Origin of the sequence: Serratia inhibens, assembly GCF_003591175.1 — a bacterium.
Classification (GTDB): Bacteria; Pseudomonadota; Gammaproteobacteria; order Enterobacterales; family Enterobacteriaceae; genus Serratia; species Serratia inhibens.
The window spans coordinates 154,543-177,839 of sequence record NZ_QYYG01000009.1; the positions used below are offsets into that span (position 1 = coordinate 154,543).

Here is a 23,297-nt window from a genome sequence, read left to right on the forward strand (position 1 = left end):
TCCTGGGGCTTTAAAATTGCAGCCAACAGCGCTGCAGCTTGAAAGACGAGGGGTATCGGCTGCACCCGCGGAGGACTACAAGTCCGCCAGCAGAATCTTCGAGCGGCGTTGGTAGTTGTATAGCGCCTGTTTTTGCATCGGCAGCACGTCCACTTCCGCCGGAGTGAAACCACGTTCCTGGAACCAGTGGATGCTGCGAGTGGTCAGCACGAACAGCTTTTGCAAACCCATCTGGCGCGCCTGGCTTTCCACCCGTTGCAGCAGCATTTCACCGCGTGATGAACTGCGGTAGTCCGGGTGTACCGCTACGCAGGCCATTTCGCCGATTTTCTCTTCCAGGAATGGATACAGTGCCGCACAGGCGATGGTCAGATTATCGCGCTCAATAATAGTGAATTTGTCGATCTCCATCTCCAGTTGTTCACGGGAGCGGCGCACCAGAATACCCTGTTGCTCAAGTGGGCGGATCAGTTCCAGAATGCCACCGATATCGTTAATGGTCGCCCGGCGTACCTGTTCGGCGCTCTCCATGACGATCTGGGTACCGATACCGTCGCGTGAGAACAACTCTTGCACCAGCGCGCCGTCTTCCTGATAGCTGATCAGGTGGCTGCGGCGCACGCCGCTGCGGCAGGCCTTCACCGCACCGCGCAGGAAACGTACGGTGCCCGAATGGTAATCGCCGTTGGCTTCGCGTTCTTCGATACGTTTCTGCGCGTCATTGGGGAATAGCTCGGAAATGATATTGCCTTCCTGATCGGTGACGCCCTGCGACGAGCAGAACCCGATCATTTTTTCCGCCTTCAGCTTGATGGCCAATTGGGTCGCCACTTCTTCTGAGGTCAGGTTAAAGCTTTCGCCGGTAACGGAAACGGCGACCGGGCCGATCAGCACTATGGCATTACTGTCGAGTTGACGGTGGATCGCTTCTTCATCAATACGGCGAATACGGCCGCTGTGGCAGTAATCCACGCCGTCATCAATCCCTAACGGCTGGGCAATGATAAAGTTGCCGCTGACCACGTTGATGTGCGCGCCCTGCAGCGGCGTATTGTTGAGGCTCATCGACAGCCGTGCGGTGATGTCCAGTTGCAGCAGGCCCGCCGCCTGCTTAACCAGCTCAAGCGTATGGGCGTCGGTGACCCGGGTATGCTTGTGATAAATAGGTTCGTAGTTATGCTGCGCCAGATTGCTGTCGATCTGCGGCCGTGCGCCATAGACCACCACCAAACGAATCCCCAGGCTATGCAGCAGCCCGATATCGTTGACGATGTTGGAAAAATTCTCATGCTCTATGGCTTCTCCCCCCAGCATGACGACAAACGTCTTGCCGCGGTGGGCGTTGATATAGGGAACTGAGTGACGGAATCCTTGAACAAGCTCGGTACTACGTTCCTTCACGGCAAAACCTCTTTTGCATATTTATACGATATTTTTGTATTTTTATTCTTTTATTGCCCCGATGGCAAGCGGGAAATTGTCTGTATTTATTTGCGGAAGGGGCTAATTGGTTAATAAATTGAAAAACCTTGGAAAGATTTTCTGATGACAGCGCCGGGAGGATTCGTTAAAGTTTTTCCCATTCCCGCTTTATCGGCGTTTTTTTCATCTGTTTTAACCTGTTATCACTGCCGGAGTCGCATGCCAAACTCAAATCACAATCTGGGCCGCCGTCGTATATTGCAGGGGGTTGCCGCCAGTTGGTTGCTGAGTGTGAGTCGCGTAGGCTTCGCCGCATCATCGCATGTGATTGCCGTGCGTGTCTGGCCTTCTTCTACCTATACCCGCGTGACGCTCGAATCAAACACCGAACTGAAATACAAACAGTTTGCGCTGACCAATCCCGATCGCGTGGTGGTGGATATCGAAGGGGTGCATCTCAATAGCGTCTTGAAGGGCATTGTCGGGCAGGTTCGCGCTGACGATCCCTATTTGAAACAGGCGCGAGTCGGTCAGTTTGATCAAAACACCGTTCGGCTGGTGCTGGAACTCAAGCAGAGCGTCAGCCCCCATATGTTTACTCTGGCGCCGGTACCTGAATATCGCAACCGTCTGGTGATGGATCTGTATCCCAGCAAGGGCGGCACTGGCGAAGACTATGATCCGCTATTGGCATTACTGGAAGATTACAACAAGGGCGATCTCGAGCGCACTTTGCCGGCGGAGGCGCCGCAGGCCGGCAAGGCGGGGCGCGATCGTCCGATTGTCATCATGCTGGATCCCGGCCACGGCGGCGAGGATCCGGGGGCGATCGGCAAATTCAAAACGCGCGAGAAGGACATAGTGTTACAGATTGCCCGCAAACTGAGTGCGTTAATCAAGCGCGAGCCGAATATGAAAGTGTTTATGACGCGCAATGAAGATGTGTTCATTCCGCTGAAGGTGAGGGTGGCGAAGGCGCGCAAGCAGCGTGCCGATCTGTTCGTTTCTATCCATGCCGATGCCTTTACCAGCCAGGCCGCGCGCGGATCTTCGGTATTTGCACTGTCGACCAAGGGGGCCACCAGTTCGGCGGCGAAATTCCTGGCGCAAACTCAGAACGAATCTGACCAAATCGGCGGTGTAAGCAAAAGCGGCGATCGTTATCTGGATCACACCATGTTTGATCTGATACAAACCGCAACCATCAACGATAGCCTGAAATTCGGCAAGGAAGTGCTGAACCGGATGGGCAAAATTAACCGTTTGCACAAGAATCGCGTCGATCAGGCCGGTTTTGCAGTGTTAAAAGCGCCGGACATTCCTTCTATCCTGGTTGAGACGGCATTTATCAGCAATATAGAAGAAGAGCGCAAGCTGCGTACCAGCCATTTCCAGCAGCAGGTGGCGGAATCCATTCTGGCGGGTATCAAGGCGTATTTCGCCAACGGCGGCGCGGCGGCACGCGGATAAGGTTTAAGCAGATACGGCTGGGCGGGCACCCGGCCGGGTTTTGGCAGATTTCAGATACAAAAAAACACCCGTTAAGGTGCTTATTTGTAGTCATCAAGATTGGTTGCGGAGGCCGGATTTGAACCGACGACCTTCGGGTTATGAGCCCGACGAGCTACCAGGCTGCTCCACCCCGCGTCCGTCTTGATGCTTGTATTATCGAAACCCAACATTCATGTGATACCGCTGGTACAGTATCGGTTGGTTGCGGGGGCCGGATTTGAACCGACGACCTTCGGGTTATGAGCCCGACGAGCTACCAGGCTGCTCCACCCCGCGTCCGTATAATACTTTTTTCATCGAATCCCAACCTTTACGTGATACCGCTGATGCAGTATCGGTTGGTTGCGGAGGCCGGATTTGAACCGACGACCTTCGGGTTATGAGCCCGACGAGCTACCAGGCTGCTCCACCCCGCGTCCGATGGAAGCGCACTATACTCTCCGTGCATTTTGTTGCAACCCTTTTTGCAATTAATTGAGTTAAAGCCATCTTTATGCTGAATTAGTCCGCAATTTGCGTTCTTTTTCATCGTTATCCGCCGTGCGGTTTTTTTTATTTGCGGCGATTCCCTTATCTATGGGCGTTTGTTATCGTTCGCCGGTAGATCATATCTGTTTGAGAGTGTGTGCGATGAAAGGACGTTGGGGCAAATACCTGCTGGGCGGGTTGATGGTAGCGGTACTGGCTGGCTGTTCGTCAAAGCCGACCGACCGGGGACAGCAGTATAAGGATGGCCGTCTGGAGCAGTCACTGGAGTTGGTGAATCAACCCAACGCCAAAGGCATGCCGGTTAACGCCAGGGATTACTCGAATCAGCTGATGGAGATTAAAAACGCTTCTCCTTCACTGTTTAATCGCAATAACACCACCTTTCAGGCAGTGCAAAGCTGGATGGCCGCGGGTGCCGATACCCGTCAACTGAACCAATACGGTCTCAGCGCCTATCAAATGGAAGGCGTGGACAATTACGGCAACGTGCAGTTTACCGGTTACTACACACCGGTCGTGCAGGCGCGCTACAGCCAGCAGGGCGAGTTCCGCTACCCGCTGTACCGCATGCCGCCAAAAGGCAAAGGCCGCCTGCCGAATCGCGCGGGCATATACTCGGGCGCGCTGGATGACCGTTATATCGTCGCTTACACCAACTCGCTGATGGACAACTTTATGATGGAAGTCCAGGGCAGCGGCTATGTGGATTACGGCAATGGCCAGCCGCTGGTGTTCTTCGGCTACGGCGGCAAGAACGGCCACGCTTACCGCAGCATCGGTAAAGTGCTGATCGATCGCGGCGAAGTGGCCAAGGTGGATATGTCTATGCAGGCGATTCGCCAATGGGCCGATACCCACAGCGCTGCAGAAGTGCGTGAGCTGCTGGAGCAGAATCCTTCCTTTGTGTTCTTCCGTCCGGAGGCTTTTGCGCCGGTGCGGGGCGCCAGTGCGGTACCTTTGATTGCCAAAGCCTCGGTAGCTTCCGACCGTTCACTGATCCCGGCAGGTACCACGCTGCTGGCAGAAGTGCCTCTGCTGGACAACAAGGGTAAATTCACGGGAAAATATGAGATGCGCCTGATGGTGGCTCTGGACGTGGGCGGCGCTATCAAAGGCCAGCACTTCGATATGTACCAGGGTATCGGGCCGGACGCCGGCCACTCGGCGGGGTATTACAACCATTACGGCCGAGTATGGGTGCTGAAAGGCGGTAACACCGGCACGCCATTGTTCACCAGCCAGACCTCTTCCGCTAACGGCGGTTCGTTGTTGGTTACCCGCTGATGACAATAAGTCATACCCTATGAACTGCAAGTTGCAGCTGGTCGCCCAGCTGTGGCTTGAAAGGCGATGGGTACACCGATATTGACCCGCAAGGGCCGGATCTTCCGGCCCTTATCATTTGCATTGTTAAGGTAAGTAAAGCGTTATGAGCACAGCCTATTCTGAAGCCTATCTGCAGCGTTTTGGCGGCACGGCACGTTTGTACGGTCAGCAGGCGCTGGCGCTGTTTGCCCAGGCGCATGTGTGCGTGATTGGCATCGGCGGCGTGGGTTCCTGGGCGGCCGAAGCTCTGGCCCGCACCGGTATCGGCGCCATTACGCTGATCGATATGGATGATGTCTGCGTCACCAATACCAACCGCCAGATCCATGCATTGCGTCAGCATGTTGGCCAGTCAAAGACAGAGGTGATGGCGGAGCGCATTCTGGCGATCAACCCTGAATGCCGGGTGACCTGCGTCGACGACTTTATTACTGCGGACAATGCGGCTGAGCTGCTGAACAACAATTTCAGCTATGTGATCGACGCGATTGACAGCGTACGGCCGAAGGCCGCGCTGCTGGCTTATTGCCGCCGTTACAAGATCCCGGTGGTCACTACCGGCGGCGCGGGTGGGCAAATAGATCCGACGCAGATTGCGGTGGCCGATTTGGCGAAGACCATTCAGGATCCGCTGGCCGCCAAGCTGCGCGAGCGGTTGAAGAATGATTTCAACGTGGTGAAAAACAGCAAGGGCAAGCTCGGCATCGATTGCGTGTTTTCCAGCGAACCACTGGTATACCCGCAGCCGGACGGTACGGTTTGCGCATCGCGCAGCACCGCAGAAGGACCGAAAAGAATGGACTGCAGCGCGGGATTTGGCGCGGCGACCATGGTTACCGCTACCTTCGGCTTTGTCGCCGTGTCCCACGCTTTAAAGAAAATGGTAGCGAAAGCCGCGCGTCAGGCGTAACGGGCGGCGATTGTTTTCACCCCGGTGGCCAGCGCTTCTAACCCGCTGGCGCGGGTGGCGCTGAGCTGGGTGCGCAGCGCCAGTTGTTCAAACAGCGCCAGCGGATCCATTGCTGCTATTTGCTGCGGCGTTTTACCTTCCACTGCCGTCAGCACTATCGCCAGCAGGCCGCGTACTATGCGGCCTTCGCTGTCGCCATAAAAGTGCAGAGTGCCGTCAGCCAATAATTGATGCCCCAGCCAGACGCGATTTTCACAGCCACTGAGCTCCATTTCTGCCGTGCGTAACGGCTCTGGCAGCGGCGGTAGTTGTTTCGCCAGCATAATCAGTTGGCGATAGCGATCTTCCCACTGCTTCAGCGCGGTAAATTTTACGATCAGCGCCTCGGCGGTAATTTCGTTGCCAAAGGGATGTGGGGCAAGCATAGCGTCTCCGAAGTTAATTTAGTCGGCCAGCAGATCGATGGCGTTGATCAGCGCTGTCACCAGGGTTTCAACATCTTCCGTACTGTTGTAAGGCGCGAATGACGCGCGCAGTGTACCGCTGACTCCCAACGCCGCGATCAGCGGCTGGGCGCAGTGCTGGCCGGCGCGCAGTGCGATACCTTGCTCTGCCAATAGGGTGACGATATCACTGTGATGAATGCCGACAATATCGAACGCCAGCAGGCTGGAACCTGAACAGCGGAAGCTGCGAAAGCCCGGCAACTGCGCCAGCCGTTGCTCGGCCAGATCGGCCAGGCCACGGCTGTAGCGCTCGGCACCTGCCATATCCTGCGTGCTCAGCCATTCCAGCGCGGCAGCCAGCCCCAGCACGCCGGCGATATTTGGCGTGCCGGCCTCAAAGCAGTGCGGCGGTTTTTGCGGTGTAAAGCCCTCGAATGACGCCTGGGTCAGCATTTTGCCGCCGCCTTGCCACGGCACCATCTGTGTCAGTAATTCGCTTTTCCCGTATAGCGCGCCGATGCCGGTCGGGCCATAGAGTTTGTGACCGGAGAAGGCGTAAAAATCAATATCAAGCCGCTGAACGTCGGCCGGGCAGTGCACTATGCCCTGCGCCCCGTCGATCACCACGCGCGCGCCGACGCCGTGGGCCAGAGTGATGGCTTGCGCCAGATCCGGGCACCCGCCGGTGACGTTGGACATTTGCCCCAGCGCCAACAGCCGGGTTTTACCGTTGAGCAGCCTGGGTAGCTGTGCCAGGTCCGGCAAGCGATCGGCGCCAAGCGGCAATTTTACCACCCGCGCGCCAGTTTGCTCCGCCACCATCAGCCAGGGGATCAGGTTGGCGTGGTGTTCGGCTTCGCTCACCAGGATTTCATCACCCGGTTGCAGTCGGGGGCGGGCATAGCTTTGCGCCACCAGATTGATTGCCTCGGTGGTGCCGCGGGCCCAAATAATGTCATCGGCCGTGGGGGCATTGATCAGCATAGCGACCTGCCGGCGTGCCTGCTCGAAGCGGGCGGTTAAATCTTGCGCCGCGCGGTGCTGGCTGCGATGCACAGTGGCTGCGTCGTCACGGTAAAACTGCTGCGTTACCGCAATAACCGCCAGCGGTTTCAACGCGGTGGCGGCGCTGTCGAGATAAATTCCCGCCTGTTGCAGGGCAGGAAACTGATTACGAAAATCGGTGGGATTAAAAGGTGTCATACCCTGATTGTCACTGGCTTGAGTCAATGGGTGATCCTGTCCTATTTTTTCGTCGGAGACAAGTTCTCCCGCCCATTAGGACTTATCGCCTGGAAATCCCTGATAAGTTTGTTATGCTATTAAGTGCCTGCCAGGTAATGGCGTTAAATAATATAAAAGGTTTTTACAGCATTTTTATCTACAAGGAGTCCGCAATGAAGAAAACAGCCGCAGTTATTTCTGCTCTGATGCTAACGTTTACCCTGGCTGCATGTTCCAGCAATTACGTAATGCATACCAATGATGGACGCACCATTGTCGCTGACGGAAAACCAAAGGTGGATAACGACACTGGCATGATCGGCTATAAAGACGCTAACGGCGTTGAACAGCAGATCAACCGTTCAGACGTGAAAGAGATGGTTGAAAGCAACCAGTAACCTCGTCAAAAAACGGGCAAAAAAAAGCACCGCAAATATTGCGGTGCTGCATAAAATCACTATGGACAGACAGGGTAAATGTACAGGAAGTGAAAAAACAGTAGCTTAGCTACCATGTCTGGATTGCCAGACAATTTGCAAACACAACATCACAACCACAAGCCAAAAGTTCATCGGCGTCCTCGACACCCACTCCCTTTTCGTTCCGGCCCGGGAAGTGCCGCCACTATAGGTATTTGCTGGCGCATGCTCAACGGACAATTTATAATGGCTCGGATTAAAAAAACTAATGATAGCGGTTTGCTGTCGTGGACCTGCAACTTGGTGCACAACGCCGCCTGATTTTTTATGCCGAATCATTCGGAATATTGTTACACAAAAGTAGCTAATAAATGTCTAAACGCTTACCACCTCTCAATGCGCTGCGGGTCTTCGACGCGGCTGCTCGCCACCTGAGTTTCACCAAAGCGGCAGAAGAGTTGTTCGTTACCCAGGCCGCCGTGAGCCATCAGATCAAGTCGCTGGAGGACTTCCTCGGCCTGAAGCTGTTTCGCCGGCGCAATCGTTCGCTGTTGCTGACGGAAGAAGGGCAAAGTTATTACCTGGATATCAAGGAAATCTTCTCTTCGATCACCGAGGCTACCCGCAAGTTGCAGGCGCGGAGTGCCAAGGGGGCGTTAACCGTCAGTTTGCCCCCGAGTTTCGCCATACAGTGGTTGGTGCCACGGCTCTCTGGCTTTAACTCAGCTTATCCGGGGATCGACGTGCGTATCCAGGCGGTGGACCGTGAGGAAGAGAAGCTGGCGGATGATGTCGATGTGGCGATTTTCTATGGCCGCGGCAACTGGCCAGGAGTGCGCGCCGAGCGTTTATATGCGGAATATCTGTTGCCGGTGTGTTCACCCAGCCTGCTGACCGGGGAACATGCGTTAAAAGTGACGGACGATCTGGCTTATCACACGCTACTGCATGATACTTCACGCCGCGATTGGCTGGCCTATACGCGTCAGTTGGGATTGCAGCACATTAATGTGCAACAGGGGCCGATTTTCAGCCACAGCGCAATGGTGGTTCAGGCTGCGGTTCATGGTCAGGGAGTCGCATTGGTGAACAACGTTATGGCGCAGACCGAAATCGAAGCCGGGCGGCTGGTTTGCCCGTTTAACGATGTGCTGGTCAGTAAAAACGCTTTTTATCTGGTATGCCATGACAGTCAGGCAGAACTGGGTAAAATAGCCGCCTTTCGTCAGTGGATCCTGGCTCGGGCAGCCAGCGAGCAGGAGAAGTTCCGCTTTCGCTATGAACAATAAGGCTGGCCGCCGCTCTGCCGCCGCCGGTTTTCTTCAATAAGGTAAATAACGATGAGCAGTCGCTCAATGCTGATTTTTGCTGCTATCAGCGGCTTTGTATTTGTTGCCCTGGGTGCGTTTGGCGCACATGTATTAAGCGGCACGCTGGGCGCTAACGAGATGGCCTGGATCCGTACCGGGCTGGATTATCAAGGGTTCCATACTCTGGCGATCCTGGCGCTGGCGGTGGCGATGCAACGCCGCGTCAGCCTGTGGTTTTATTGGAGCGGGGCGCTGTTGGCGCTCGGCACCGTACTGTTCAGCGGCAGCCTGTACTGTCTGGCGCTGTCACACCTGAAGGTCTGGGTTTATATCACGCCGGTTGGCGGCGTGTGCTTCCTGATCGGTTGGGCATTGATGTTGATTGGCGCTTTGCGTCTGAGGAAAAAGGCCGAGCGCCATGAATAAGATTGCGTTGTATTGCCGCCCTGGTTTTGAAAAAGAGTGTGCGGCGGAAATCACCGCCAAGGCAGCCGAGCTGGAAGTCTTTGGTTTTGCCAGGGTAAAAGATAACAGCGGCTACGTGCTGTTCGAGTGCTATCAACCGGATGACGCCGACCGCCTGGCGCGGGAAATCCCGTTCCGTGAACTGATTTTTGCCCGTCAGATGCTGGTGGTTGGCGAGCTGCTGCGCGACCTTCCGCCGGAAGATCGCGTGTCACCGATTGTCGGCATGTTGATTGGCGTGGTCGATCGCGGCGGCGAGCTGCGAGTGGAAGTGCCGGATACCAACGAAAGCAAAGAGCTGATGAAGTTCTGTCGTAAACTGACCGTGCCGCTGCGTGCCGCAATGCGTGAGCAAAAGGTGCTGATGGCGCGCGAGAACGCGACCCGTCCGGTGGTTCATGTGTTCTTTATCGCACCGGGTTGCTGTTACGTCGGCTACTCCTTCAGCAACAACAATTCGCCGTTCTATATGGGTATTCCGCGCCTCAAGTTTCCATCCGACGCGCCGAGCCGTTCTACGCTGAAACTTGAAGAGGCGTTCCACGTGTTCATTCCTGCCGATGAGTGGGACGAACGTTTGAGCAGTGGTATGCATGCGGTCGACCTGGGGGCTTGCCCGGGCGGCTGGACCTATCAACTGGTGCAACGCAGCATGATGGTGCATGCGGTGGATAACGGGCTGATGGCACAGAGCCTGATGGATACCGGGCAGGTTACGCATCACCGCGCCGACGGTTTCAAATACGAACCGAGCAGCAGCAAGATTTACTGGCTGGTGTGCGACATGGTGGAGAAACCGGCCAAGGTGACCAGCCTGATGATCCAGTGGTTGGTCAAAGGTTGGTGCCGTGAGGCAATTTTCAACCTGAAGCTGCCGATGAAAAAGCGTTACGAAGAGGTTTCGCAGAATCTGCAGACCATCAAGGAAGCGTTGGACGCGGTGGGCATCAGTTCAGAAATTCACGCCAAGCAGCTGTATCACGATCGTGAAGAAGTCACGGTACATGTGCGCCGCATGTGGTCGGCGGTGCCGGGCCGCCGCGACGAGCGCGAATAATTGACCGGGCGCTGCTTGCAGCGCCTTTAGCTAACCGGTAACCGCAACTGCTGCAGGTTGCCGGTTAACGTCAAATCGGTGCGCAGCGTGGCGACCTTTTTACTGACGTAAGCCATGTCGCGGTGTTGTTGCAATTTGCCGCGCCATTTTTCCGCCACCTGCTCCAGATCCTGATACAACCCATCCAACGTACCCGCTTGTTGTAACAACAATACCGCCGTTTTCGGCCCGATACCGGCCACGCCAGGAATTTTGCTGCTGCTTATTCCCGCCAGCCCCCAGTAATCCGCCAATTGCTGTGGCGCTACCCCGAACTCCTGCTGCACAAAGGGCATGTCCAGCCAACGTTTCTGGAAATAATCGCGGATCTGCACGCTGGGCGCCAACAGTTGGCAATAGCCTTTGTCGGTAGACACTATCGTCACCTGATGGCCGCCGCCGGCGACCTTTGCCGTCAGCGTTGCCGCCAGATCGTCCGCCTCATTGCCTGGCGAATGCCAACAGGCGACGCCGAGCGCTTCGAATGCCTGCCGCAGCTGTGGCATTTCCAGCTGTAAATTTTCCGGCATCGGCGAACGTCCGGCTTTGTAGTCGGGCAGAATTTGGTGACGCCAGCTTTCACTGCGGTCATCTTCGTCGAACACCGCCACCGCGTGCGTTGGCCGGCTATGTTGGATCAACTGTTGCAATGCATGCTGGCAGGCATTCACGCAGGGGGACCCCTGCACGGCGTGGATGCGGCGAATTAAGTTCAGGGCGTCAACAATCAGTAGGTGTATAGGCATTTACTCGTCGTCTTTCAAGCCGCAGCGTTGTTGACTTCACATACCCACCTCAGTTTCTGCAGGGGGCGAATATATTCGCCCGACCAATAAGGGCACTGCATACAGTGCCCCTGCAATACCTGAGTATGTTTGCCGCCTGGCTGCAACTTGAAATCCATAGAGGAGAGGCGGAGTAAAGTCAGATAAAAGAAGGGCGGCTTTACGCCGCCCGGAGGTATCAGGCTACGATTTCATAGCAGGGCACATAGGCGCTGCCCGGTAGCTTCATGCGGTGCTGGGCGACAAAACCCTGCAACAGGCTGTCCATTTGTTTCATCATCTGCGGCTCGCCATGCAGCTTGTACGGGCCGAATTGCTCGATGGCATGAATGCCATTTTCCTTCACGTTACCGGCCACAATGCCGGAAAACGCGCGGCGCAGCGCAGCGGCCAACTGTTCGGCCGGTTGGTCCGGATACAGATTGAGGTTCGCCATGTTTTCGTGGCTTGGCTCAAACGGCAACTGCAGATCGGGTGCGATGCGGATCGACCAGTTAAAACTGTAGGCATCACCGGTGTTGCGACGGTTCTCTTTCACCAGCGGCATGGCTTTTTTCATCTGCCGTGCCACTTCGGCCGGATCGTCGATGATGATGGTGTAATGGCGGCGCGCTTCGTCACCCAGGGTGTTCATGATGAACTCGTCCAGAACGCGGAAGTAATCTGCGCTCTCTTTCGGCCCGGTGAGGATTAGCGGTAATACCTGTTCGCTGTTTTCCGGATTCATCAAAATACCCAGCAAGTACAGCAGCTCTTCCGCCGTGCCGACGCCACCCGGGAAGATGATGATGCCGTGGGCGATGCGCACGAAGGCTTCCAGACGCTTTTCGATGTCCGGCATGATCACCAGCTCATTGACCAGCGGGTTAGGTGGTTCGGCGGCGATGATCGAAGGCTCGGTCATGCCGATAAAACGGCTGTTGCGGTAGCGCTGTTGCGCATGTCCCACGGCGGCGCCTTTCATCGGCGCTTCCATCGCTCCCGGCCCACAGCCGGTACAGATATTCAGTTCGCGCAGGCCAAGCTGGCTGCCGACCTTGCGGGCGTACAGGTATTCATTTTCATTGATGGAGTGACCGCCCCAGCACACCACCAGATTAGGATCTTCATCGAGGTGCAACGCTCGGGCGTTGCGCAGGATGGAGAATACCAGGTTGGTGATGTGGGCCGAATTTTCCAGGTTCAGATGCTGGAAACGGCCGGCGCTGTCGATCTGGCCGTGAACGAACAGGATATCGCGCAGCACGGCGAACAGGTTGGCCTGCAGAGAACGGATAATTCTGCCGTCGACGAAGGCGTCTTCCGGCGGATTGACCAGCTCGAGTTTGACCCCGCGCTCACGGCGCAGGACGTTGATATCAAAGGTTTCATAGCGTGAAAGCAGCTGTTTGCTGTTGTCGGTTTGACTGCCGGAATTCAACACGGCCAGCGAACAGTTGCGGAACAAACGGTACAGATCGCTGCTGGCGGTGCGCTTCAGCATGTCTACTTCCAGCTGCGACAGCAAATCCATAGAGCCAAGCGGGCTGATGTGTGTAATCAAGGTAACTCCTTTGCACCCGAAACGGGGCAGTAGTAATCCATACGCAGCAGAACAGCATCTCGTTATTGTTAGCGCACTGCGGTCAATTACTGGCCGCAGCCTTTCTTAACCTTACCGCCGTCCCCGGATTTTTACCAATACAAACCGCTCGTTAGCTTAGTTGTTGAGCAATGCTTCGCACTATTGGCGCGCCAGACGGCCATGCGACGGAACAAAGTCAAGGTTACTGCGCCAGGGATTGATGTCCAGCCCGCCGCGACGGGTGTAGCGGGCATACACCGACAGGCTCTCTGGCCGGCAATAGCGCATCAGATCGTTGAAGATGCGCTCAACGCACTGTTCGTGGAATTCGTTGTGGTGACGGAAGGACACCAGATAGCGCAGCAGCGCTTCACGATCGATTTGCGCGCCACGATACTGGATTTGCACCGACCCCCAGTCGGGTTGGTTGGTGATCAGGCAGTTTGACTTCAGCAGGTGGCTGACAAGCTGCTCTTCAACCTGACGGGTGCCGGTGGCGTTCAGCAGGTAATCGGCGTTGAACTCGTAGTTATCGATACGGATGTCTTGATGATCGATGCATTCTCCGTCCAACCGGGCGATCGGGCTGCCTTCCACCTGAGCGAGGCTGAACAAGGCGACGCTGACATCACCCTGCGCACAGGCGGACAGATCGCGTTGCAGCGTGCTGCGCACGGTCTCCCAGTCGGTAAATGGGGTCTGGTTAAAGCTGTTGAGATAAAGCTTGAAGCTTTTGGATTCAATCAGGTTGAGGCTGTTGGCGTTGAGGCTAATCTCGCCCACCGCGACCTGCGGCAAACCGTTGTCGTTCAGCCAGGAGAGCTCATACAGCGTCCAGATATCGGCACCGTGGAACGGCAGGCTGTCCGGATACAAACCCAGCGGTTCACGGTTCATGCTGCGCGGCACTGCCTGCAGCAGCTGAGCGTCGTAGCGATCGCGGTACGCGGTAGGTTTGCCCAGAGTCAGTTCCGACAGGGCGTGATGGTCTTGATAGGAGGACATCTGCTGTCACCTCGGTGATAGATAGGTACAATGGTCTCCAGTTTACCGTATGCGAGAAGAAATATGGACCATGATGTATCGCACGCTCTGCGTGAATTCACCCAGCGCTATGTCGATCTTTGGCAACTGGAGCGCGGTCATGCGCCGGCGAGCCAGGATTTGTACGGCGTGCCATCGCCTTGCATTATAGAAAACCGCGATGATGAAGTGCTGTGGTTGCCGCAGCCGTTCACCCCGGCGGCGACGCTGGAAAAGGTAGAGGCCGCGCTTGAGTTACGGTTGCAGCCAGACATTGGCCTGTTTTATACACAGCAGTATGCGGGGGATATGAGAGCGCAGTTTGGTGAGCATGATATAACCCTGTTGCAGGTGTGGAGCGAAGACGATTTTATTCGCCTGCAGGAGAATTTGATCGGCCATCTGGTGACGCAAAAGCGCCTGAAGCTGTCGCCGACGTTATTCCTGGCAACCACTGAATCAGAGATGACTATGGTCTCGCTGTGCAACGTCAGCGGCAATGTCGTACTGGAACAATTCGGCAGCGATAAACGCACCTTGCTGGCGGCTTCGCTGGGGAATTTCCTTGATGCATTGCGCCCGCAACTGAGTGTTTGACGCCGTACTGAGCATTATCTGTGTGCGAGATCTCTCACACGGGCTGTGAGAGATCGCTTTTAATTTTTCCTGGCTGATGACTTCAGTTGGGTTTATTGTTATCCAGATCAATTGGTTAGATTTACTTTAGGATAACTCTTAGCGCTAATTTCCCGTCATCCCTTCTCCGATCCCTTGTGAAGCCGGGATAATTAAGCGATCTTATGGTTACCGGAACGGATACGGTGGAGCAGGAAAGCGTCAGGACGATGCAGCTTCAGGAAGAAGAAGTGGATGCGCTCAGTGAAGAGCGAAGGATGGCGTCAGGAGATGCCCAGGATGTTTCAGGATTGAAACCAGGGACACCTCCAGGATGGAGATTGAGAGCCGGCACCGGATGGTTGGCGGGTCATGAAGACTAAGGAACCGCGTCAGGATGATGCTGCAGGACAGAGCAAGGATGGTTGGGTCAGGATGGCCGCAGGAAAAGTTTTCAAGGATTGAGCAGGGAGCACACTGTGTAGCGGGACAGCTATAAAACGAACCGGGGGCGCTGTTAACACAGTGCCCCCAACTTTTTATGGCGGTTTGTACCTTAAGTATCAAGGATACTTAACCCATCTCGAACTCTTCGGTATTGTTAACCAATAGCTCCCAGCGTATCGCCATTGCTCTGCTTTTTCGGCAGCAGGAACAGCGTGGCATAAATATCCAGTAGATATATCGCCGCCAGCAGGCTGATTGCCGCAGTGAAGGAAACCTGCGTAACCAATGCCCCAATCACCAATGGCCCCAGCCCGCCTACGCCGCGCCCGAGATTAAACAGAATATTTTGTGCGGTAGCGCGCGCCTGGACCGGATAGGTATCGGAGATCAACGCGCCGTAGCCGCCAATCATACCATTGACGAATAACCCCATTAGCGCGCCGGCGAACAGCATCCACATAGGGTCGCTAAGTTGCGCATAAGCCACGACCATTACCACTGCGCCAATCTGATAGGCAATAAATATCTTCCAGCGGGCAAAGCGATCGGCCAATACGCCAAACAGCCAGATGCCCAGTGTCATGCCGAGCACCGTTACCGCGGTCCACAAGCCAGACTTGGTCAGCGAAAAGCCGAAATTTTTTGCCAGGTAGGTCGGCATCCAAATCATCAGCCCGTAATAGCCGAAGTTCTGCACTGAGCACAGAATAAAAATGCCGATGCTGGCTTTGCTGGTGGCCCGGTCTTTAAACAGCAGCTTTACGCGCCGGGTAAAGGAGAGTTGCTGGCCACTATTTTGCTGGCGCACGAACTCTTCCGGCTCGCCCAGTGTGCGGCGGATCAGGAATGACGCCATTGCCGGCAGCAAGCCCACCAGAAACATGCCGCGCCAGCCGATATGCGTCAACAACAGCGGAGTGAGAAAAGCCGCCGCCAGTACGCCAAGCTGCCAACCCATGCCAACATAGGCAGAGGCGCGGTTGCGTTTTTCCGCCGGCCAGGCCTCGGCTATCAGCGCCATGCCGATACCGAACTCACCCCCCAACCCGATCCCCGCCAGCGTGCGATAGGCGAGCAAATCCCAGTAGCCCTGCGCCAGAGCGCACAGGCCGGTAAACAGGGAGAACATCAGGATGGTGATGGTCAGTACCCGGATGCGGCCAAAGCGATCGCTGAGGTGGCCGAAAATCACGCCGCCCAATACGGCGCCGATCAGCGTCCAGGTGACCAGCGAACCGGCTGCGGAAGAGCTCAGACCCAGTTCGATGCTGATGGCCGGCAGCATAAAGCCGAGGATCAGCAGATCAAAGCCGTCCATAGCGTAGCCGGTGACCGAAGCCAGCATGGCTTTGCCGGGCGTAGCATGATTTCTTATTGGTGTGATTGCAGGCATGTGTCTAATCTTTGCGGTTTATTCGGTGAGCTCATTGTGCCGTGTGGCGGCGGGCGTCACCAGATCAAATCGGTCGATATCACCAACTCAGCCGAATTTGGGCTATAAAGGGTAAAATGCTATGCTTTGCCGCCTTTCAGCCGCGCCGCTGAATATCATGGTTTAAACAGATCGGGAATGCAGATGAGTATACAAAATCAGGTTCGCCTTAGTTTGCAGGCGATTGAACAATCAATGCGAGAGCTGGCGCTGTGGCAAACCACACCGCCCGAGCCTGAAGCCTTCGCCAGCACCGAACCCTTCTGCGTAGACAGCATGCTGGCCGAAGAGTGGCTGCAATGGGTATTTCTGCCGCGGATGTACGCGCTACTGGATGCGCATGCGCCATTGCCGACGCGTTTCGCCATTACGCCTTACTTTGAAGAGGCGATGAAAGATAAGGATCCGAACTGCATGCCGCTGCTGGTGCTGCTGGAACGTTTGGATCTTATGTTGAATAAAGAACCGCAATAATGATTGAGATCCTTTACCAGGATGAGCACTTGGTGGCGGTGAACAAGCCATCGGGCTGGCTGGTGCATCGCAGCTGGCTGGATCGCCATGAAACCCGGTTTATGATGCAGACGGTGCGTGACCAGATCGGTCAGCACGTGTTTACCGTGCACCGCCTCGATCGCCCGACCTCCGGCGTGCTGCTGATGGCGCTGTCCAGCGAGGTTGCGCGCCTGCTGTCGCAGCAGTTCGAGCAACACCAGGTGCAAAAAACCTATCATGCGGTGGTACGTGGCTACGTACAGGAAGGGGCGACCCTCGACTATCCGTTGACGGAAGAACTGGACAAAATCGCCGATAAGCATGCCGCGGCCGATAAAGGCCCGCAGCCGGCGGTCACCCACTATCGGCCGCTGGCGCAGGTGGAGATGCCGGTCGCCATTGGCCGTTATGACAGCGCGCGTTACAGCCTGCTGGAACTGAAGCCGGAAAACGGCCGCAAGCATCAGTTGCGTCGCCATATGGTGCATCTTCGTCATCCGATCATTGGTGACAGCAAGCACGGCGACCTGCGCCAGAACCGCGGCATGGCCCAGCACTTCGGCTGCCCGCGCTTGATGTTGCACGCCAGCCATCTGCAGTTGAATCATCCTGTGACCGGTGAGCCATTATCTATTTCTGCACGCTGGGACGAACCCTGGCAGGGTGTCATGTCGCAGTTTGGCTGGGCAGGGTGTTTCCCCGAGCTCGCCGGGGTTGAGTTTAGTGCGGCTAACGGTCAGGATAACGGGTAATTTTTAAAGGTAATTGAGGGAGTAGGGGCAATGGCTCAGGTTGGAATCTTCGTGGGAACAGTCTACGGCAATTCATTGTTGGTGGCGGAAGAAGCGGAAAATATCCTTAGCGAACAGGGCCATGAGGTCAAACTGTTTGAGGAGGGGACGCTTGAGGCCTGGCAATTCTACCGCCAGCACCATGTGCTGGTGGTCACCTCCACCACCGGCCAGGGCGATTTGCCGGACAGCATTGCGCCTCTGTTTCATGCCATCCGCGATCAAATCGGCTATCAGCCGGAACTGCGCTATGGGTTGATTTCACTCGGTGATAGCAGTTACGACAATTTCTGCGGTGCCGGGCGTGCTTTTGACGCACTGTTGCAAGAGCAGGGGGCAACCCGCGTGGGTGAGGTGCTGGAGATAGATGCGATGGAACAGCCCGAGCCGGAAGTGGTTTCCTGCCCATGGGTTGAGCAATGGGGCACGCTGCTGAAATAATTTCCCCATCGCCTTTCAAGCCGCAGCGTTGTTGTCTGCAACTTGAAATTCATAGAGTAAACAAATAGTCACGCTTGTGGGCCGGGTGAACCGGCCCTGAGTTTATTTTCCGCGAGTCAGTTTTTCCAGATCGGATTCGATCTCGGCAATTTTGTGGGATACCACGCCTTCCAGATGACGCAGGTCATCAAGAATTTTGCGTTTCAGATCCACTTCAACCTGATCGCGCTGGCACAGCTGATCCAGTTCATCAATGACGTAACGCAGGTTCGGGTTGATCTCGTGAATTTCTTTGTAACCCTGGCCGGCGTTATCCGCCACCACGGTTTTGCGTTGACGCGGGTATTTGAACTTCACGCTCTTGGCAAAGAATTCGCCCTTATCCTTGCGGAAGTAAATCTTAAGAATGTCGTTATTGGCCTCCTGACGCAGGCTATAGCGATCGACATCTTCCGGTTGATTGATTCCCAAGCTTTTCAGGTTGTCATACATAATAGCGCCACCTTATAAATAGACTTTATTCCACGGTCTGGGATTATGGCGAAAAACCGTGCCAGAGACTGTGACTGCTCGCGTACTGAAGACAAAAAAATAGCGGGTTAATTACCCGCTATTTTAATTTAGTCGATGGTGCGCAATAACTCATTAATGCCGACTTTACTGCGGGTCTTGGCGTCGACTTTCTTGACGATGACCGCGCAGTACAGGCTGTAAGAACCGTCTTTGGACGGCAGGTTGCCTGAAACCACCACCGAGCCGGCCGGGACGCGGCCGTAATGCACTTCGCCGGTTTCACGGTCATAAATGCGGGTGCTTTGGCCGAGGTAAACGCCCATGGAGATCACGGAGCCTTCTTCGACGATCACGCCTTCAACCACTTCTGAACGCGCGCCGATGAAGCAGTTGTCTTCAATGATGGTCGGGTTGGCCTGCAGCGGCTCCAGTACGCCACCGATGCCGACGCCGCCGGACAGGTGAACGTTTTTGCCGATCTGCGCGCAGGAACCCACTGTAGCCCAGGTATCGACCATGCTGCCTTCGTCAACGTAAGCGCCGATATTCACGTAGGACGGCATCAATACGGTGTTGCGTGCGATGAATGCGCCCTGGCGAACGGTCGCCGGCGGCACCACGCGGAAACCTTCTTTCTGGAATCGCGCTTCGTCGTAATCAGCAAACTTCATCGGCACCTTGTCGTAATAGCGGGTTTCGGCGCCGTCCATCACTTTGTTGTCGTTGATACGGAAAGAAAGCAGCACGGCCTTTTTCAGCCACTGATGCGTTACCCACTGACCGTCAATCTTCTCGGCAACGCGCAGGGCGCCGCTGTCCAGTAGGCCGATCACCTGGTTTACCGCTTCGCGCGTTACGGTGTCCACGTTCGCCGGAGTGATATCCGCGCGGCGTTCGAAGGCGCTTTCAATAACGTTTTGTAATTGCTGCATGCTGTTCTCTGTCCTGATGTTGTTGTCTACGAAAAGGTTACTTGTATCACATTTTATCGTTTGGATTGAGGGCCTCTGTCAACCGTTGTTCCAACTTTCTGCGCGTTTCCGGATTAAGGGCGCGTCGATCGCTGTCGGCCAGAATAAATAAGTCCTCAACTCGCTCGCCAATGGTGGAAATGCGCGCGCCGTGCAGCGACAGGCCGAGATCGGCGAATACCTCGCCCACCCGCGCCAGCAGGCCGGGCTGGTCAAGTGCGGTCAGTTCCAGATAGCTGCGACGATCGGTATGCGTCGGCAGGAAGCTGACTTCGGTCGGCACGCTGAAATGGCGCAATTTGGAGGACGGCCGGCGCACGCGCGGCGGCTGATATTCCCGCTGGGTGATGGTCTGAACCAGCGCGTGGCGGATCGCCGCGTGGCGGTCCTGAGCCAGCGGGCTGCCGTCCGGTTCGAGCACGATGAAGGTATCCATCGCCATGCCGTCGCGGTTAGTGAAAATCTGTGCGTCATGCACGCTCAGGTTACGGCGGTCCATCTCGCCAGCCACGGCGGCAAAAAGGTAAGGGCGGTCCGGGCTCCAGATGAAGATTTCGGTGCCGCCGCGCGTCGCCTGGCGGCTGACCAGTACCAGCGGTTTGGTGGAGTCATGGGCCAGCAGATGGCGGGCGTGCCAGGCCAGTTGATTGGGCGAGTGGCGCAGGAAGTAGTCGGCCCGGCAGCGGCTCCAGATGCGGTGCAGCGCCTCTTCATCGATATTATCCATGCGCAGCAACGCCAACGCCTGCAGGCGATGGTGGCGTACCCGCTCGCGCAAGTCGGGGCTGTTTTGCATGCCGCGACGCAGCTGTTTTTCCGTAGCGAAGTACAGCTCACGCAACAGGCTCTGTTTCCAGCTGTTCCACAGGGTTTCGTTGGTGGCGCAGATATCGGCCACCGTCAGGCAAACCAGATAGCGCAGGCGGGTTTCGCTCTGCACTTCAGCGCTGAATTGCTGGATAACCGTGGGGTCCTGAATATCGCGGCGCTGCGCGGTCACCGACATCAGCAAATGGCAGCGCACCAACCAGGCTACCAGTTGAGCCTCACGCGAATTCAGACCGTGCAGTTCGGCGAACTCCAGCGCATCCTCTGCGCCGAGAAGCGAGTGGTCACCGCCGCGGCCTTTAGCGATATCGTGGAACAGCGCTGCCAGCAGCAGCAATTCCGGATTCGGCAGGCGCGGATAGAGTTCCACACACAGCGGATGGCGTGGCCGCGTTTCCGCATCGGCGAAGCTTTCCAGCTTTTGCAGTACGCGAATGGTGTGTTCGTCGACGGTATAGGCGTGGAACAGGTCGAACTGCATTTGCCCGACGATCTTGCCCCACTGCGGCATATAGGCCCAGAGCACGCTGTGGCGGTGCATCGGCACCAGCGCGCGCGCGACTGCGCCCGGATGGCGCAGAATGGCCATAAACAGATCGCGCGCCTCCGGAATGTTGCACAGTGGCTGCTTCAGATGGCGGCGCGCATGGCGCAACTGACGTACGGTGGTGGAATAAATTCCCTTGATTTCGCGGTTGCGCACCATCAGGTAAAACATCCGCATGATAGCTTCCGGCTGGCGGATGAACAGCGTTTCGTCACGCAGATCGATCAGATCGCCGCGCAGCTGGAAATCCTCGTTCAGCGGGCGTGGCTTTTCCGTGGCGTCCAATGCCAGTATCGCTTCGTCGAACAACTGGAGCAGCATGTGATTCAGTTCGCCGACGCGGCGCGTCATGCGGTAGAAATCCTTCATCATGCGCTCAACCGGTTCGTTGCCTTCGCCCTCATAACGCAGCAATTGCGCCACATTGAGTTGGCGATCGAACAGCAGCCGGTTGTCGTAACGCGGCAGCACCAGATGCAGGGCGAAGCGGATACGCCACAGGAAGCTCTGGCATTCATTGAGCTCGTTGCGTTCGGCCTGGGTGAGGAAGCCGAAACCGACCATTTCGTCCAGTGAGGTGGCGCCGAAGTGACGGCGCGCCACCCACAGCAAGGTGTGAATGTCCCGCAGGCCGCCGGGGCTGCTTTTGATGTCGGGTTCCAGATTGTAGCTGGTGCCGTGGTAACGCTGGTGGCGTTCCTGCTGCTCAGCCACCTTGGCGTGGAAAAATTGGGGGGAGGGCCAGAAACCGTCGCTGAAAATGTGTTTTTGCATCTGCAGGAACAGTGCGACGTCGCCGCAGATCATGCGCGACTCAATCAGGTTGGTGGCCACGGTCAGATCCGCCAGCCCTTCAAGCAGGCACTCTTCCAGCGTGCGTACGCTGTGGCCCACTTCCAGTTTCAGATCCCACAGCAGGGTGATAAATTCCCCTACGCGCTGCGACTGTTGCTCACTCAGGCGGCGCTGGCTGAGCACCAGCACGTCGATGTCAGAAAGCGGGTGCAGCTCGCCGCGGCCATAGCCGCCGACCGCCACCAGAGCGGTTTCCGGGATATCCTCGAAACCATAAAAAATCCACAGACGACGCAGCAGGCGATCGATAAAATCGCTGCGGGCCGCGACCAGGCTTTCGGCGCTGGAGCCGGCGTTGAACGCGGCCGCCAGCCACAGCTGAAATTGTTCAAGACGTTGTTTCAGCGCGCCGCAATTAATATCTTCATCACCGTAGGCATTGGGATACTCAGGCTGCTTCGGCACGGCCTGTTGCTCAATGACCGAGTGGCTCTGTTCGCGAAAATTTTCAGACATAGTACGCAGCCCATAAAAAAGGCCGGCAAAAGCCGGCCTGTGACATCATGCGTCGCGGCAGAACGCCGCGGCGCTTACATCTCGTGCGTAATGATGTTGGGGATGGTGTCATCCTTGCGCAACGTCATTATCTCGCAGCCGTTATCTGTGACCACAATAGTATGCTCATACTGCGCCGACAAGCTGCGATCTTTAGTTTTTACCGTCCAGCCGTCTTTCATGGTGCGGATGCGGTAGTCACCGGCATTGACCATGGGTTCGATGGTGAACGCCATGCCGGCCTGCAGCACCACACCGCCGTCATCGGCGTCATAGTGCAGCACCTGAGGTTCTTCGTGGAACACTTCGCCGATGCCATGACCGCAGTATTCGCGCACCACGGAAAACTTCTCGGCTTCGACGAATTTCTGGATCTCTTTGCCCAGGGTGCGAAGGCGGATGCCCGGCTTCACCATTTTCAGCGCCAGATACAGGCTTTCCTGGGTGACGCGACACAGCCGCTCGCCCAGAATAGTCGGCTTGCCGACGATGAACATCTTGGAAGTATCTCCGTGGAAGCCATCTTTAATGACGGTCACGTCGATATTGACGATATCGCCGTCCTTCAGCGCTTTGTCATCGCTCGGGATGCCGTGGCACACCACTTCGTTCACCGAGATGCAGACGGATTTCGGGAAGCCGTGATAGCCGAGGCAGGCGGAGATGGCCTGTTGCTCGTTGGTAATGTACTCGTGACAGATACGGTCCAGTTCGCCGGTGGTCACGCCAGGTTTGACGTGCGGCTCGATGATCTCCAGCACTTCGGCGGCCAGACGGCCTGCCACGCGCATTTTTTGGATGTCATCAGGTGTTTTAATTGAGATTGCCATGAAATTCGTCCGCAGGTGTCGTGCTCGCCGACAACAGAAAGAAATA

22 protein-coding genes and 3 tRNA genes are annotated in these 23,297 nt (G+C 56.1%); 11 read left to right on the forward strand and 14 right to left on the reverse strand.

Translation table 11 applies throughout. From position 1 onward, the window contains the following. Positions 1-75: 75 nt before the first annotated feature. On the reverse strand, positions 76-1,401 hold the full coding sequence (argA, locus tag D4100_RS21870; RefSeq protein ID WP_006318963.1) for an amino-acid N-acetyltransferase: 1,326 nt from the start codon (positions 1,399-1,401) through the stop codon (positions 76-78). A 240-nt stretch (positions 1,402-1,641) separates the two neighbouring features. Here argA and amiC point away from each other — a divergent pair, with 240 nt between their 5' ends. Next, positions 1,642-2,892 (forward strand): N-acetylmuramoyl-L-alanine amidase AmiC, encoded by a 1,251-nt coding sequence (gene amiC / locus D4100_RS21875; protein WP_006318964.1) that lies wholly within the window; start codon positions 1,642-1,644, stop codon positions 2,890-2,892. A gap of 100 nt (positions 2,893-2,992) precedes the next feature. Here the strand turns inward: amiC and D4100_RS21880 are convergent. From D4100_RS21880 to D4100_RS21890, 3 genes are all read right to left on the reverse strand, one after another. Next, a tRNA-Met gene (locus D4100_RS21880) sits at positions 2,993-3,069 on the reverse strand. Positions 3,070-3,133: 64 nt separating this feature from the next. Further along, a tRNA-Met gene (locus D4100_RS21885) sits at positions 3,134-3,210 on the reverse strand. Positions 3,211-3,273: 63 nt separating this feature from the next. Then, a tRNA-Met gene (locus D4100_RS21890) sits at positions 3,274-3,350 on the reverse strand. A gap of 214 nt (positions 3,351-3,564) precedes the next feature. On the opposite strand from D4100_RS21890, the gene mltA reads away from it, so the two are divergent. Beyond that, positions 3,565-4,707, forward strand: a complete 1,143-nt coding sequence (gene mltA, locus D4100_RS21895; RefSeq protein ID WP_119805250.1) for a murein transglycosylase A — start codon at positions 3,565-3,567, stop codon at positions 4,705-4,707. 145 nt (positions 4,708-4,852) lie between these two features. After that, a complete protein-coding gene (gene tcdA / locus D4100_RS21900) occupies positions 4,853-5,659 on the forward strand; it encodes a tRNA cyclic N6-threonylcarbamoyladenosine(37) synthase TcdA (RefSeq protein WP_006318711.1) in 807 nt (268 codons plus the stop codon). Here the strand turns inward: tcdA and csdE are convergent. Both csdE and csdA read right to left on the reverse strand, forming a co-directional pair. After that, positions 5,650-6,084, reverse strand: a complete 435-nt coding sequence (gene csdE / locus D4100_RS21905) for a cysteine desulfurase sulfur acceptor subunit CsdE (protein ID WP_119805251.1) — start codon at positions 6,082-6,084, stop codon at positions 5,650-5,652. The two genes, tcdA and csdE, sit on opposite strands and share 10 nt — an antisense overlap. An 18-nt stretch (positions 6,085-6,102) precedes the next feature. After that, entirely contained in the window at positions 6,103-7,308 is a 1,206-nt protein-coding gene (gene csdA / locus D4100_RS21910; protein ID WP_119805252.1) for a cysteine desulfurase CsdA, read from the reverse strand. Between the two features lie 194 nt (positions 7,309-7,502). Between csdA and D4100_RS21915 the strand changes: the two genes are divergently transcribed. The 4 genes from D4100_RS21915 (at position 7,503) to rlmM (ending at position 10,580) form a co-directional block, all read left to right on the forward strand. Then, a complete protein-coding gene (locus D4100_RS21915) occupies positions 7,503-7,727 on the forward strand; it encodes a YgdI/YgdR family lipoprotein (protein WP_006318705.1) in 225 nt (74 codons plus the stop codon). 392 nt (positions 7,728-8,119) lie between these two features. Continuing rightward, a complete protein-coding gene (locus D4100_RS21920; protein WP_006318703.1) occupies positions 8,120-9,037 on the forward strand; it encodes a transcriptional regulator GcvA in 918 nt (305 codons plus the stop codon). 51 nt (positions 9,038-9,088) lie between these two features. Then, positions 9,089-9,484: a DUF423 domain-containing protein gene (locus D4100_RS21925; protein ID WP_006318702.1), complete on the forward strand. Its 396-nt coding sequence runs from the start codon at positions 9,089-9,091 to the stop codon at positions 9,482-9,484. Next, on the forward strand, positions 9,477-10,580 hold the full coding sequence (gene rlmM, locus D4100_RS21930) for a 23S rRNA (cytidine(2498)-2'-O)-methyltransferase RlmM (RefSeq protein WP_006318701.1): 1,104 nt from the start codon (positions 9,477-9,479) through the stop codon (positions 10,578-10,580). Before D4100_RS21925 ends, rlmM begins: the two co-directional genes overlap by 8 nt. A 26-nt stretch (positions 10,581-10,606) precedes the next feature. Here rlmM and xni read toward each other — a convergent pair whose 3' ends face one another. The 3 genes from xni to queF all read right to left on the reverse strand — a co-directional run bounded on the left by xni (position 10,607) and on the right by queF (position 13,973). Further along, the gene (gene xni / locus D4100_RS21935) at positions 10,607-11,365 is read right to left on the reverse strand and encodes a flap endonuclease Xni (protein ID WP_006318700.1); all 759 of its coding nucleotides are present in this window, start codon (positions 11,363-11,365) and stop codon (positions 10,607-10,609) included. 217 nt (positions 11,366-11,582) lie between these two features. After that, positions 11,583-12,947 carry a nucleotide 5'-monophosphate nucleosidase PpnN gene (gene ppnN, locus D4100_RS21940; protein ID WP_004952240.1) on the reverse strand — a complete coding sequence of 455 codons (1,365 nt, stop codon included), beginning with the start codon at positions 12,945-12,947 and terminating at the stop codon, positions 11,583-11,585. Between the two features lie 180 nt (positions 12,948-13,127). Continuing rightward, entirely contained in the window at positions 13,128-13,973 is an 846-nt protein-coding gene (gene queF, locus D4100_RS21945) for an NADPH-dependent 7-cyano-7-deazaguanine reductase QueF (RefSeq protein WP_006318699.1), read from the reverse strand. Positions 13,974-14,036: 63 nt separating this feature from the next. Between queF and syd the strand changes: the two genes are divergently transcribed. Beyond that, on the forward strand, positions 14,037-14,588 hold the full coding sequence (syd, locus tag D4100_RS21950) for a SecY-interacting protein (protein ID WP_006318697.1): 552 nt from the start codon (positions 14,037-14,039) through the stop codon (positions 14,586-14,588). Positions 14,589-15,207: 619 nt separating this feature from the next. On the opposite strand, the gene D4100_RS21955 is transcribed toward syd, so the two are convergent. Beyond that, positions 15,208-16,446 carry an MFS transporter gene (locus D4100_RS21955; protein ID WP_006318695.1) on the reverse strand — a complete coding sequence of 413 codons (1,239 nt, stop codon included), beginning with the start codon at positions 16,444-16,446 and terminating at the stop codon, positions 15,208-15,210. A 183-nt stretch (positions 16,447-16,629) separates the two neighbouring features. Here D4100_RS21955 and D4100_RS21960 point away from each other — a divergent pair, with 183 nt between their 5' ends. The 3 genes from D4100_RS21960 to D4100_RS21970 are packed head-to-tail and all read left to right on the forward strand — an operon-like array spanning position 16,630 to position 18,212. Then, on the forward strand, positions 16,630-16,959 hold the full coding sequence (locus D4100_RS21960) for a YqcC family protein (RefSeq protein ID WP_006318694.1): 330 nt from the start codon (positions 16,630-16,632) through the stop codon (positions 16,957-16,959). Beyond that, positions 16,959-17,732 carry a tRNA pseudouridine(65) synthase TruC gene (gene truC / locus D4100_RS21965; RefSeq protein WP_006318693.1) on the forward strand — a complete coding sequence of 258 codons (774 nt, stop codon included), beginning with the start codon at positions 16,959-16,961 and terminating at the stop codon, positions 17,730-17,732. Before D4100_RS21960 ends, truC begins: the two co-directional genes overlap by 1 nt. A gap of 30 nt (positions 17,733-17,762) precedes the next feature. Continuing rightward, on the forward strand, positions 17,763-18,212 hold the full coding sequence (locus tag D4100_RS21970) for a flavodoxin (RefSeq protein ID WP_006318691.1): 450 nt from the start codon (positions 17,763-17,765) through the stop codon (positions 18,210-18,212). A 102-nt stretch (positions 18,213-18,314) separates the two neighbouring features. On the opposite strand, the gene D4100_RS21975 is transcribed toward D4100_RS21970, so the two are convergent. From D4100_RS21975 to map, 4 genes are all read right to left on the reverse strand, one after another. Next, complete coding sequence (locus D4100_RS21975) at positions 18,315-18,704, reverse strand: DUF3461 family protein (protein WP_006318690.1); 390 nt, start codon at positions 18,702-18,704, stop codon at positions 18,315-18,317. A 128-nt stretch (positions 18,705-18,832) separates the two neighbouring features. Next, a complete protein-coding gene (gene dapD, locus D4100_RS21980; RefSeq protein WP_004952232.1) occupies positions 18,833-19,657 on the reverse strand; it encodes a 2,3,4,5-tetrahydropyridine-2,6-dicarboxylate N-succinyltransferase in 825 nt (274 codons plus the stop codon). Positions 19,658-19,703: 46 nt separating this feature from the next. After that, positions 19,704-22,382 carry a bifunctional uridylyltransferase/uridylyl-removing protein GlnD gene (gene glnD, locus D4100_RS21985; RefSeq protein ID WP_119805254.1) on the reverse strand — a complete coding sequence of 893 codons (2,679 nt, stop codon included), beginning with the start codon at positions 22,380-22,382 and terminating at the stop codon, positions 19,704-19,706. Positions 22,383-22,456: 74 nt separating this feature from the next. Further along, positions 22,457-23,251: a type I methionyl aminopeptidase gene (gene map, locus D4100_RS21990; RefSeq protein WP_006318688.1), complete on the reverse strand. Its 795-nt coding sequence runs from the start codon at positions 23,249-23,251 to the stop codon at positions 22,457-22,459. Between the last annotated feature and the right edge of the window lie 46 nt (positions 23,252-23,297).